Source organism: Bacteroidetes bacterium GWF2_43_63, assembly GCA_001769275.1.
Lineage (GTDB): Bacteria > Bacteroidota > Bacteroidia > Bacteroidales > DTU049 > GWF2-43-63.
The window spans coordinates 183,582-196,716 of the sequence record MEOQ01000045.1; the positions used below are offsets into that span (position 1 = coordinate 183,582).

9 protein-coding genes are annotated in these 13,135 nt (G+C 43.7%); 6 read left to right on the forward strand and 3 right to left on the reverse strand.

Annotated elements, in window-relative coordinates:
* Positions 1-218: 218 nt before the first annotated feature.
* Positions 219-1,436, reverse strand: coding sequence for an ATPase (locus tag A2W93_10670; protein ID OFY52981.1), 1,218 nt, complete (start codon positions 1,434-1,436; stop codon positions 219-221).
* 521 nt (positions 1,437-1,957) lie between these two features.
* Between A2W93_10670 and A2W93_10675 the strand changes: the two genes are divergently transcribed.
* The 5 genes from A2W93_10675 (at position 1,958) to A2W93_10695 (ending at position 8,925) form a co-directional block, all read left to right on the forward strand.
* Positions 1,958-2,269: a hypothetical protein gene (locus A2W93_10675; protein ID OFY53007.1), complete on the forward strand. Its 312-nt coding sequence runs from the start codon at positions 1,958-1,960 to the stop codon at positions 2,267-2,269.
* 17 nt (positions 2,270-2,286) lie between these two features.
* A complete protein-coding gene (locus A2W93_10680) occupies positions 2,287-3,345 on the forward strand; it encodes a HipA protein (protein OFY53008.1) in 1,059 nt (352 codons plus the stop codon).
* A 922-nt stretch (positions 3,346-4,267) separates the two neighbouring features.
* Positions 4,268-5,425 carry a hypothetical protein gene (locus tag A2W93_10685; GenBank protein ID OFY52982.1) on the forward strand — a complete coding sequence of 386 codons (1,158 nt, stop codon included), beginning with the start codon at positions 4,268-4,270 and terminating at the stop codon, positions 5,423-5,425.
* A 357-nt stretch (positions 5,426-5,782) separates the two neighbouring features.
* The gene (locus tag A2W93_10690) at positions 5,783-7,045 is read left to right on the forward strand and encodes an ATPase (GenBank protein ID OFY53009.1); all 1,263 of its coding nucleotides are present in this window, start codon (positions 5,783-5,785) and stop codon (positions 7,043-7,045) included.
* Between the two features lie 521 nt (positions 7,046-7,566).
* On the forward strand, positions 7,567-8,925 hold the full coding sequence (locus tag A2W93_10695) for a hypothetical protein (GenBank protein ID OFY52983.1): 1,359 nt from the start codon (positions 7,567-7,569) through the stop codon (positions 8,923-8,925).
* 578 nt (positions 8,926-9,503) lie between these two features.
* Here A2W93_10695 and A2W93_10700 read toward each other — a convergent pair.
* Entirely contained in the window at positions 9,504-10,259 is a 756-nt protein-coding gene (locus A2W93_10700) for an imidazole glycerol phosphate synthase subunit HisF (protein OFY53010.1), read from the reverse strand.
* 380 nt (positions 10,260-10,639) lie between these two features.
* On the reverse strand, positions 10,640-11,251 hold the full coding sequence (locus A2W93_10705) for an imidazole glycerol phosphate synthase, glutamine amidotransferase subunit (GenBank protein ID OFY52984.1): 612 nt from the start codon (positions 11,249-11,251) through the stop codon (positions 10,640-10,642).
* Between the two features lie 777 nt (positions 11,252-12,028).
* Between A2W93_10705 and A2W93_10710 the strand changes: the two genes are divergently transcribed.
* Positions 12,029-13,108 (forward strand): hypothetical protein, encoded by a 1,080-nt coding sequence (locus A2W93_10710; GenBank protein OFY53011.1) that lies wholly within the window; start codon positions 12,029-12,031, stop codon positions 13,106-13,108.
* Positions 13,109-13,135: the final 27 nt, after the last annotated feature.

Genomic DNA, 13,135 nt, shown 5'->3' on the forward strand with positions numbered 1-13,135 from the left:
CAACCGAGACACGCAGTCTTCTTGTCCATGTGGCTTTCACGTGAAGCGTCCTGGAAGAGTCGGAGAGGGAATGCACAGTGCACAACGCCAACGCGCCGCCTGCCTTTGTCTCGCTTGTAACGTTGTAACGCTTGTAACGTGTAACGCTTGTAACGCGTAACGTCTGTAACGCCTGTAACGCCACGCTTCCAGCGTGATAAATTCCACGCTTGTAACGTCTATTTCTCCAATAAAAATTTCCGGATATGACAATGCTCAATGCCTTCAAAACTAGCACCCTCAAATGCATCCATGGTAATTACTTTTTTCGGATATTGATCTTTTATCTTCATAAGATTGCCAAATTCCCGCTCTACCGTTTTTTCTCCTTTCAAATTCAGCGCAACCTGTATATACATCTTTTCCTGATTCTTTTCGCACACAAAATCAATTTCACCTGTGCCAATGCTGCCCACTTTTACATCCCACCCCAAAAACAACAAATGGTTAAATGCGACATTTTCCAATATCTTTCCCAAATCCTGCGGGCGGTATCCAATCACTGCATGGCGTAGGCCCGTGTTCTCAAAATAGTTTTTTCCACCTGTTTCGAAAATCCGCTTACCTACAATATCGTAGCGTTCAGCGTGATGTATAATAAAGGCATTGGCCAGATAGCTGATGAAAAGTTGTATCTGATTCGGCGCAATATTCACCTGCTGAGATTTTAAATAATCACTGATTTTTTTTGCCGAAAACAAGCTCCCAGTATTATCGGCCAGAAATTGTATCAGCTTTTCCAGCAACTTGTGACTACGTATATTGTATCGATTGATAACATCGCGATATACAATAGTGGCGTAAATACTTTTCAGATATTCCATCAATACTGCATTTTCCTGGGGAAGATGCATCAGATAGGGTAAACCGCCATAACGAAAATACCGATCCAGTGTTTTGTCAGAATCCTGAATCTGGTGAAAATGCAAAAACTCGGGATAGGACAAGCTGTAAATTTTTATCTCCACAAAACGGCCACTGAGCAAACTGGAGAGCTCGCCTGATAACAGCTCAGCATTGCTGCCCGTGCAGTAAATATCGCAGTTCCCTTTTAGCAAAAGGCTGCGCAAAGCTTTTTCAAATGCCGGTATTTCCTGTATTTCATCAATGAAGATATAATTCATCCGATCACTTACTATATTTGATGCAATGTAATCGTGAAGGTCTTTTGCCGTCTGCAGGTGATCGAACAACAAATCCTCCTTGTTTATGTATATCACCGGCACATCATGCTCCAAACCGCGCAGATGCTGTATGATCTGAAAAAGGATGTAACTCTTCCCGACCCGGCGCTGCCCCGTGAAAACTTTAATCACGTTTTTTCCGATAAAAGGGATTATTCTTGACAGATATTCATGTCGCTTTTTTAATCCCGCAGGCAGAGTTGTTTTGTTCATATATATAATTGTGTTTATAGTATCTATGCAAATATACGAAAGTTATAAACATGATTACAATAAATAGTAATAATGTGAAAACATTGGGGTCAAATAGTCAAGGGTTGCCTTTGCTCCGTCTTTGCGGCTATCGCGCATATCGGTGGCTGACGCGTAAATTGCACAGCGCGCAAAGCTCGGCGCATGCGGCATGCGGCAAGGCTTTGCATCGCTCCCACGCTTATTCCCGCTCTCGCTCTCACGCTCGCTCTGATTTATTCAACCTCTATGCGTCGCATAGCGACCTGTCACGATTGCTATCGTGAGCGTTGAAGAAGGACAAAGCACATCACCTCATCGCCAACGCGCCCCCTCGCCAACGCGCCGGGAAGGACAGAGCAGTAGCAATATTGACCGCGCCATTGAATGAATAAGATTTATGTTGCATCATGGAAAAAAATTGATTATCTTTGCTTGCTTAATAGATAAAATATTATCAATTAAACCGAAAAACCAAATTAAAGACTAAAATATTGGTCGAAATATCGGAAATATTAAACCGTAACAATCCAAACAGCATTGCCTTGGAACTGGCAAAGCGTGCGAAAAAATTGCGCTTAGCCGGCAATATGTCGCAGCAGATGCTGGCGGAAAAATCAGGTGTGAGCCTGGGCTCAGTGAAACGGTTTGAGCAACTTGGTCTGATTTCGTTACAGCATTTATTGCATATTGCTGTTGCGTTGAATGCGGCCGAAGATTTTATACAGTTATTTTCACAACCGCATTATGAAAGTATTGATGCTCTTGTGAAACTCAAAATGGCGGAAAACCGGAAACGTGTGCGAAGAAAATGAAGATACCATCAACAGATATGATTACGGTGAAATGCGGCTCGCACATAGCTGGTCGAATGATATTGTCGCCGGAACGATTAATGGTTTTTGAGTACGACGCCAATTGGCTAAAGAATGGTTTTGCGCTTTCACCATTTTTTCTCCCGCTGAAGGCCGGCGCCATGACTGCCCGGCGAGAGCCATTCCATGGTAACTTCGGCGTTTTCGCCGACAGTCTTCCGGATGGATGGGGAAATCTTTTGTTGGATCGTGTATTGCGAAAATACGGACTGGATCCGGCTTCGCTCACAACCATTCAGCGGCTTTCGCTTGTTGGAAATAACGGCATGGGTGCATTGACCTATGAACCCGCATTTGCAGTATCTGAACCGCAGGCATTGGAAGATCTCAACGAAATTGCTGCTGAAGTTGAGATGATAATGAATGACCAGGCATATATGGAATCTGTCGATGAGTTGTACCGTCAGGCAGGATCATCGGCGGGTGCCAGACCCAAGGTGCTGATTATGCACGAAGGTGAGCACTGGCTGGTGAAATTTGCATCCTCAATGGATCCGGACAATATTGGTGAAATAGAATTCGAATACTCGCAGCGCGCACGCAGAGCCGGAATTGAAATGCCTGAAACCCGGCTTTTTGAAGGAAAGTATTTTGGCGTGAAACGTTTCGATCGTGAAGGAGAAGAGCGGATTCATATGATATCCGCTGCGGGATTGCTGCATGCCGATTTTCGGGTGCCATCGCTGGATTATACCGAGTTGATTAAAGCCACCAGAGCGCTGACCGGGAGTGTTGTAGAGGTCGAGAAAATGTATCGGCTTATGGCTTTCAATGTCCTGATTGGGAATAACGATGATCACGCGCGCAACTTTTCTTTTATTTACAAAAAAGGTGAATGGAAATGCTCACCGGCATATGATTTACTTCCGTCGGTAGGAATGAATGGCGAACACTGCACAGCTGTTGCGGGTAGCGGACGTCCCGATGAAGGCGACATGCTGCGTGTTGCTGCTCAATGTAGCATTGAGAATGTGCGGGCCAAAGAGATTATTGCGGAAGTTGGAAGGTCTTTATAGTGATGCATAGCGCTTCAGGCATGCGGCATAGAGCACGACGCATGCGGCATGAAGCACAACGCAAAGCGCACAAAGCTTAATGCTTAACGATTGCACAAAACCCTAAGCCTTCAACTACATCCCGCTCCCGCTCTCATTCTCGCTCTGATTCCCGCTCTCGCTCAGATGATTCCCGCTCTCGCTCTCACGCTCGCTCTGATTTTTTCAGCCTCTCTGCGTCGCGCCTAGTCATCACGTGAAACCACGTAAAACGTGGCAAGCTGTGACAGGCTGTTTCACGCATAGCGACCTGTCACGATTGCTATCGTGAGCGTTGAAGAGGCACAGCGCACAACGCATAGCTTAATGCTTAAGAGCTTAAAGATTAGACAAAACCTTAAACTTTCAACTTTAAGCTTTAAGCAATCGCCTCATCGCCCCCTCGCCTGTAACGTGTAACGCCTTCCGCTTCCAGCGGAATAAATTCCACGCCTGTAACGCCCGTAACGATTGTAACGACCATATTTGTAATTAAGCCAATAATATTTTTTATCTTTGCGATAAGTCTCGCAACGAAAATTTTCGCAATACATGGAAATGAATTCCTTTAGATTTGGAACCCATTGCTCCGAAACGAAAGGCATTCTTTAGTCTGACATAGGCGCAGCAGTCAATCTATGGTCCAACATTTTTGCATTTTCAGAGATTTTATGGTCTGAAAAAACAACATTTATTGATCATTATTGGTTTGGAAAAACGAAAATTGTAGCTGAATAAATTTGAAAAGAACACATTATCAGCATAATATACTCCAAGGTTGCCATGCGCAATAATTGGTACAACAATGTTAATAAGGTTGAAATATGGAAATTAAAATTCCAAAATGCAACCATAATTATTATCTTTGCAATGGAAATTAGTGGTATCACCAGTCTATGAATCTATGATAACACGTTTTTTATATTCTGAACTATCCTGGTCCATGCAAAAGTTCCCGGCTGTCTGCATCACGGGCCCACGACAATGTGGAAAGACAACGCTTGCAAAACAATTGTGTTCTGCCTCTGCCAAAGATTTCATCTATCTTGATCTTGAAAAGCATGAAGATTTGATGCGCATTAAAGATGCCGGCCTTTTTTTTCGTGATAACAGGGATAAACTGATTGTTCTGGACGAAATTCAACGAAAACCAGAGCTTTTCTCAGAAATCAGAGCCGAAATTGATGCCTTCAAACGCTCCGGCCGCTTTCTGATTCTTGGATCGGCCAGCCCCGATATTATTAAAAACACATCAGAAACACTTGCTGGCAGAATCCGATATATCCATTTGCATCCTTTCATTCTGAGTGAATTGAATGATCCTGTGTCGTGGAAGGACTTGATGTTCTGGGGCGGATTCCCCGATGTTGTACTCGATAATGATGAGAGATTCAGGAAGGAATGGCTCGATAACTTTATTTATACCTATCTCGAACGCGATTTGCCTATGCTCGGTTTAAAAGCTGATCCTGTACAGATTCGCCGATTGTGGGAAATGCTTGCGTGGCAGGCCGGCAGCCTTCTCAATTCCTCAAATCTCGGCCGCTCTCTTGGCGTTTCAAACCATACTGTAAATAATTATCTCGATTATCTCGAAGGGGCTTTCATGATTCACCGTATTGAACCATTCGATGCCAATATCGGGAAACGAATCGTTAAGTCTAAAAAGGTATTTATTGCCGATACCGGACTTTTACACCGCCTGTTGCGTCTTAGTTCTTACGACCAGCTTATGGGCAATGCGATGGCAGGTCATTCCTGGGAAAACTTTGTATTCAATCAGCTGCAGCCACTATTGAAAAACGACTGGAATATCTGGTTTTACCGCACACATACTGGTGTTGAAACCGATCTTGTACTTGGAAAAGGAATGAAACCCCTGGTGAGTATTGAAATAAAACTTTCATCGTCTCCTGGTATGACACGCGGCTTTGCAACAGCGATTGCAGATCTTGGAACTCTGAAGAATTTTATCATTATCCCTGAAAGCGAAAAATTCAGAGTAAGGGAAGATGTTACTGTCTATGGCCTTCAACAGTTTATCGCCGAATTACCTTTGTAACGCCTTCCGACCTTCAAGAGTCGCGACTGTGTCACGTTTCACGTGAAGCGTCCTGGAAGAGTCGGAGAGAGAACGCACAGCGCCCAACGCCAACGCGCCGCCCACCTTGTCACTTTGTTACCTTGTCACTCTGTTACTCTGTAACGTGTAACGCCTTCCGCTTCCAGCGGAATAAATTCCACGATTGTAACGCCACGCTTTCAGCGTGATAAACTCCACGCCTGTAACGCCTGCATCCGATCAAAACACATCTGCGTCCAGTATGCCGGCAGCAGTTGAAATATTTCGTTTTTATGCAATATATTTGCTGTAATGAATAAAATAGACTATATTTGTACAGTAAAGAACAATTTAATGATTAAAAACATTATTATTCAGCAGCAGGAAGAAAAATTATTTTTGCTAAACCGGCCATATATTGAACGTATTGAAGCCGGTGAAAAAACAAAATTATTAAAGACAAGTCTTATTAAAGTCATTGCAGGGCCCAGAAGAGCCGGAAAGTCGGTGATTGCTCTTCAGCTTTTGAAAGAGAAAAATTTTGCCTATCTGAATTTTGACGATGATTTGTTGTTGAAACACTTCGCCGAAGACAAGGTGCTGCAAGCATTGCATCAGATATACCCGGGGTTTGAATATTTATTGCTCGATGAAATTCAAAATCTTGATGGCTGGGAATTATGGGTGAATAAATTGTATCGCCGTGGTATTAATATGATTATCACAGGTTCCAATGCCAGATTGCTTTCACATGAACTGGCCTCGGGTCTGACAGGCCGTTTCGTGCAGTTGACAGTTTTGCCATTTGGCTTTGCCGAAGTCATTAGGTTTAGCAACTTGTTGCCCGCAGAAAAGCCTCAGGCCACTCTGACAAAGAAAGCCAGATTGCTTGCAATGCTCGAAAATTATCTTTCCAATGGCGGCTTTCCTGAGACATTGTTGAATCAAGGGCTATTGGTAAATTATCTTTCATCCTTGTTTGATTCTATTTTATTAAAGGATATTCTGAATCGTTTTCATATTCGCCAAACCCGGCAGTTATACGATTTGTCGCACTACCTGCTGTCGAATTACACAAATTGTTTTACCTTTAACCAGTTGAAAGAATCGCTTGATTTCAACAGCGTTGCAACCGTTCAGAAATTTACCGGTTATCTCGAAGAACCCTATCTTTTTCAGCATCTCACACGATACAATACCAAAATAAAAAGTCAGCAGAAAGCACCACAAAAAATATACATTGTCGATAATGGATTTGTAAAAGCCAGGTCGTTTGAATTGTCGCCCAATTACGGCCGCCTGCTTGAAAATCTTGTATTTGTCGAATTGTTGCGACGAAATTTTCTGCCCGAATTGTCATTGTTTTATTACCGTACCCGTAATGACCGTGAAGTTGATTTTTTGCTTCGGGAAGGAAATAAGACAGATCAGTTGATTCAGGTCTGCTATGCGATGGATCAACCCAAAACAATCAAACGGGAAATTAGTGCGCTTATTGAAGCAGCTGAGGAACTCAAATGCACAAAGCTTTTGATAATTACCTGGGACAAAGAGGAAGTGATAGAACAGAAAAATCTTCGTATTGTTGTTGTACCGGCCTATAAGTGGCTAATGGAATAGAGCATAGGGCTTGCGGCATGCGGTCCCGCCTTCGTCGGGATAAACTCCGGGTATGCGGTGCACAACGTCACGCTTGCAGCGTGATAATCTCCACGCACAGCGCACAAAGCTCGGCGCATGCGGCAAGGCTTTGCATCGCTCCCGCTCTCATTCTCGCTCTCTCTCTCGCTCTGATTCCCGCTCTCGCTCAGATGATTCTCGCTCTCGCTCTCACGCTCGCTCTGATTTATTCAACCTCTCTGCGTCGTGAAGCGACCTGAGTGCGTTGAAGAAGAACAAAGCACATCGCCTCCACGCCACATCGCATCATCGCCACATCGCCACCTCGCTCCCACGCCACCTCGCCAAAAAAAAATATACATGGCTCATTCAGAACTGACAACCAATAACCATTAACCAATAACCATTAACCATTAACCAATAACCAATAACCAATAACCAATAACCATTAACCATTAACCATTAACCATTAACCATTAACCAATAACTGACCACTGGCAGCTAATTCTTATATTTGCAAAATGTGGACATTCAACCCCTCCGATTATATAACCCTCTGGGACTGGCTCCTGTCGTTTATGTATATGGGCATGGCCATGATGGTTTTCTGGGTGTATATCCGCTTCCGAAAAAACGATGACCCTGCATATCGCTGGTTTATTCCCGCCCTCTTTTTCAAATTTCTGGGCGGTATCGCCGTGCTGATGATCTATGCATATTATTACACAGCAGGAGGTGATACTTATTCTTATTTCGATAACACCAAAGTTCTTATACGGCTATCTGGAGATGATTTTTCTTCGGCATTTCAGTTTTTGCTGGGCGATAACAGCTGGGAATCCTATTCAAAATTCACTTTCGAATCCGGGCGCCCATGGACGGATCTGTATGCTGATGACAATGCCTGGGCGGTCAGCCGGTTCACTTATCCAATTGTAATATTAGGATTGGGCCGAATAATGACTTCAACCATTCTTTTCAATGTATTTGCTTTCATTGGTCCCTGGAAACTCTTCAAATTTCTCAATCAGCGTTACCCCGGACAAACAGCCCGCCTGGCCTTTGCCATCTTCTTCATTCCATCCTGTGTTTTCTGGGGTTCGGGTTTGTATAAGGACAGCTTCACGCTTTCAGCCACGTTGTGGATTCTGTATTCCATCATGGCCATTTCGTTTGAAAAGAAAAAAATTGCACTCAATATTTTTTTGATTCTGGTCAATTCTTATTTAATAATCAGCATCAAACCCTATATTTTTGTGGCGCTCATGCCGGCCGCACTCATTTTGTTTCTGTATTCATCGGTGCAGAATATCCGTAACAAGGCACTCCGTGTGCTGGTGCTTCCATTGGGCACAGCAATTCTGCTTGTCGGAGGATTATCCGCTTATTCTTATCTTTCTCCATCACTTGGAAAATACGGAAGCATGGATTCTATGATGGAAAAATTAGTGGTCACCCGCGAGGACTTTATAAACAACAAAACCTACAGCTCCAACTTTTTCGATATCGGAGATTTTGATCCAACCATGGGGGGCCTTGCACGAAAGGCACCGCTGGCCTTCATTTACGGATTGTTCGGTCCTTTTCCCTGGCAGGTGGCCAACCCCGTGATGGCCATCAGTTCGCTCGAGGGAATGTTGTTTCTGGTTTTATTTGTAATCGCATTGCGAAATGTATTGTTTCGAAAGGGCGCATCCAGAGTGCTTTCCGATCCGGTGATCATAGGGTTTCTCATTTTTTCTCTCATGTTTATCATCTTTGTGGGATTAAGCACCGCCAACTTCGGATCACTGGTCCGGTATCGCATTCCGGCGCTGCCGCTGTTCTTTTTCTGTGTGATGTATATTATTGGCAAAACGCGGAGAGATCAGCTGGAGTAAACACTTTATGTGAAAATGTGCGACTGCGTCGATGTGCGGCTTCGCCGTATGTGTGAATATAAGCAACATAAAAACTGGCCATTGGCTACTGAATACTGGCTACTAGTAAGAAGGTGTGAAAATGTGGGGCTCACGTAAAACAGCTTGTCACGTTTCACGTGATGACACGTTCGCCCATGCGGCGCGGAGTTTATCCAGCTGGAAGCGGGGCGCATGTGAGAATTTTAGATTCTGCAAATGATGTGAAAATGTGAGGCTCACGTAAAACAGCTTGTCACAGCTTGCCACGTTTCACGTGGTTTCACGTGATGACATGTTCGCCTATGTGAGAATTAGAGATACCTTAAAAGCTATGAGTTATGGGTTATAAGTTATGAGTGTAGCGTTGTAACGTCTGTAACGACACAGCCCCTTCTTTAACCTCTCTGCGTCGCACAGCGACCTGAGTGCGTTAAAGAAGCCCATTACTTCTCAGCTTCTGCTCAGAGCTGATCGCTGATTATCCCGAGTCCTGCGGACGGGACTTCGCTGACAGCTGATGACTGAGATGTAACGATTGTAACGTGTAACGAAAGGTTCTAAAAGCAACTGATTTCTTCTGCAGCCGGGTAATTAATCAACACTGCCTTATTCGGACCATAAAACACAAACATGCTTCCGGCAGCAAGAGCAGTAGCGTGTGCCTGATGGTATGCATCGCGCATGTGCTGCAGGTTTCCGGCACCCCCCAATGCAACAACGGGAATGGTGACTGCAGCAGATATTTTTGCAATCAGATTCAGATCATATCCATTCATAGTGCCATCGTGATCGATGGATTGCACTATAATTTCACCGGCGCCCTGATGTTGCATCTCGATGGCAAATTCAACCGGATTTAAACCGCTGGCTTTTGTGCCATTGATAATATAAGTTTGCTCGTCGCCTAAAAATTTCTTTTTCACATCCATGCATACAACAATGGTCGAAGCGCCAAAAGTATCGGATGCTTTTCTGATAAATTCTTTATTCAACACCGCCTGAGTATTAATAATCACTTTCTCGGCACCGGCATTGGTCAATTCGCGAATTTGCTCAATAGTAGAAATGCCGCCACCAACAGCGAAAGGCATATTGGCTTCTTCGCCCACTTCGCGCACAAAATCAACCGAAATGCAGCGGCTTTCCCGCGTTGCTTTTATATCGAGAAAAACGAGTTCATCTGCTTTCAGATCATTGAATATTTTTACAGCATTGATGGGGTCTCCGATGTATTTCGGATTCCCAAACCGGACGGTTTTCACAAGCACCTGGTCTTTTAGTAATAGGACGGGTATTATTCGGGGTCTGAACATTTTTGATGAATCGTTCACAAATTTACATATTTGATTTGATAGACTCATCTGCTGTCATCATGAGACTTCCAGCAAAACGCTTTTTGCAATCCAAATAAAAAATGATAATAGAGGCAAACATAATATTCCATCGTCCGATGGCGACGAAGGAGTCAGAGGATATGGAATCGTTATGTTTGCAGCAAAACCGACGATTCCATATTCTTCGTTTTGCTCTTCTGTTTGATTTTTAATGGCTTATGTATGTGTGTCATTAGCAGTTTTTCGAAGTAAAACGAAGAAAAGTATCGAAGGATTAACAGCAGAGCCAGCTGTCTGCTTCGATACGCTGCATTGCATTCCGCACTCAGCATGACAGCTTAGATTGACATAAATGGTTCTCATATTTTCAAAAAATTTCTAAACAAAACTTCCCCAACATCATGACTCTTCTCAGGATGAAACTGCACTCCGAAAATATTGTTCTTTTCAACTGCAGAAACAAAGCGGTATTCGTATTCGGAAGTGGTAAGGATATCGGTTTTGATTTCTGTTTTCCAATGATATGAATGCACAAAATAAAATGATGACAATGATTCAATATTTTTCATCAATGGACTTTCTTTTTCAATGCTGATCTGATTCCAGCCAGTGTGTGGAATTTTATATTTCAGGGTATCCTGAATTTTAAACCGAACCACTTCTGCATCGAACCAGCCCAGGCCAGAAACAGATCCTTCTTCGCTTCGCGAGGCCATTAGCTGCATTCCAAGGCAGATCCCAAGCATTGGCGTTTTTTTTACCAAGGCGCACTCATTCAGCGTTTCGATTAAATTCAAATTTTTCAGATTGTCCATGGCCATTGCAAAATGTCCTACGCCGGGCAAAATGATTTTTGAAGCATTCAGGACAACATTCAGGTCGTCGGAAACAAACGCATCCACACCGCACATTCGAAGCTTTTTCAGCACTGAATGCAGATTTCCCATTCCGTAGTTTACAATGACAATCATGAGGAACAATTTTAAAAAGCAAATATATGAATTAGCGGGGAGCAGTTCTTTGTGCCCAACCGAATATTGAAATACTCCGTGAAAATGGCTTCAGTCACAGACTGCAAGACATTTCATCCGTTGAAAATCCAAAGACCTGCTGAAGGCATTTAATCCGTGATATCCGTGTCATCCGTGGACAAAAGGAGACTGGTCACGCGTCAACGTAAAACGCTGCAAGCGGGAGACGCGCGCCCAATGTAGGTAGCCCAATCAAAAAGCATATTGACGTTTTCCGCGGAAATGGTTTCAGTCGCAGACTGCAAGACATTTTATCCGCTAAAATCCAAAGACCTGCTGAAGGCATTTAATCCGTGATATCCGTGTCATCCGTGGACAAAAAGAGACTATCTGAATCAGTCTTCATCGCAAATGAATGCTGATTCCCATTTGTGTAAATTGAAATCCCTGCTGAGGAAATTTGATTTTATAATCTGCGAACATCTGCGTTCATCTGCGGACAAAAGGAAGCTGGTCACGCGTCAACGTGAAACGTTGCACGCAGAGACGCGCGCCCAATGTTTTTGTATTACTATTGAGCAGCTTATTCTTTCAGCGTATCTCCGTGTCTATTTTAGTGTTTTAGTGCCTTTGTGGCAAAACCCAAATCTTTTATTGCCTTCGTCATAATTTTTCGTAAAACATATCTTTTTTGTTTGTAGATTTGACGACTTTTTTAAACCCGACTACCTCTCCTCCATGCCCGACACTCCTCTCCGCATCTGTTCCCGCTGTGTGATGGATTCCTACGACATCAACATCTCCTTTGATGCCGAAGGCCGCTGCAACCTCTGCACGGAGTACCTCGAAAGCACGCACCTCCATACCTATAAGGGCGCAGAAAGCGATGCAAAGCTGGTCGCTATGATTGAGCAGATCAAAAAGGCCGGCAAGGGCAAAAAATACGACTGCATCATTGGTGTAAGCGGTGGAGTGGATAGCATCTACCTCACATACATGGCCGTGCAATGGGGACTGCGCCCGCTTGCCGTGCATATGGACAATGGCTGGAACGCCCGAGTGGCCGTCGAAAACATCAAACGCGCCCTCGATAAACTCGGCGTGGACCTCGATACCGAAGTGCTCGACTGGCTCGAATTCCGCGATTTGCAACTCTCCTTTCTCAAAGCATCGGTGCCCGAAGCCGAAAACCCCACCGACATGGTCATTATGGGGGTGCTCCATAAAGCAGCTCGTAAATACAGGATCAAATATATTTTAAGCGGTAGTAATTATGTCACCGAAGGAATTTTACCAAAATTCTTTCAATACAACCCCAAAGACCTGCGCTATCTTAAAGCCATTCACCGCCGCTTCGGATCAGTGAAACTGAAAACATTCCCTGCCTTCGGTTTCCGCCACGAGTTCATATATAAATTTTTATATGGGAAAAGGATTTTATATCCATTGAATTTTATTAAGTATGGTAAGGAAACGGCCTCTGAAACTTTGATATATGAACTTGGATGGGAACCGTATTCCGGCAAACATCATGAATCTGTGTATACAAAATTTATTCATGGATACTGGCTGCCGAAGAAATTCAACATCGATTACCGCAAGGCCACTTTCTCCACCATGATCTGCGCCGGCGAAATGAACCGCAAAGAGGCACTCGAAAAGTTGAAAGCAATTCCCTGGAATGAAGACTTAATTAATAGAGAAATTGAATACGTTGCAAAAAAACTTGGGATAACTTATGATTATTTAATTCAGCTCATTGAAAGTAAACCAAAATTCTATTGGGAGTATCCAAATGCTGACAAAGTTCTGGAGTTTGGATACAAAATTTACAGACTGTTGAAAGGTCGCAGATAGAATGTGGGCAATGAAAAACGGGAAGGG

Excerpts from the sequence above, each read along its gene's own strand:
- A2W93_10705 (OFY52984.1), bottom strand. The coding sequence starts at position 11,251 with ATGATTGTCATTGTAAACTACGGAATGGGAAATCTGCATTCAGTGCTG.
- A2W93_10680 (OFY53008.1), top strand. The coding sequence starts at position 2,287 with ATGATTACGGTGAAATGCGGCTCGCACATAGCTGGTCGAATGATATTG.
- A2W93_10695 (OFY52983.1), top strand. The coding sequence starts at position 7,567 with ATGTGGACATTCAACCCCTCCGATTATATAACCCTCTGGGACTGGCTC.
- A2W93_10670 (OFY52981.1), bottom strand. The coding sequence starts at position 1,436 with ATGAACAAAACAACTCTGCCTGCGGGATTAAAAAAGCGACATGAATAT.
- A2W93_10685 (OFY52982.1), top strand. The coding sequence starts at position 4,268 with ATGATAACACGTTTTTTATATTCTGAACTATCCTGGTCCATGCAAAAG.
- A2W93_10700 (OFY53010.1), bottom strand. The coding sequence starts at position 10,259 with ATGTTCAGACCCCGAATAATACCCGTCCTATTACTAAAAGACCAGGTG.
- A2W93_10710 (OFY53011.1), top strand. The coding sequence starts at position 12,029 with ATGGATTCCTACGACATCAACATCTCCTTTGATGCCGAAGGCCGCTGC.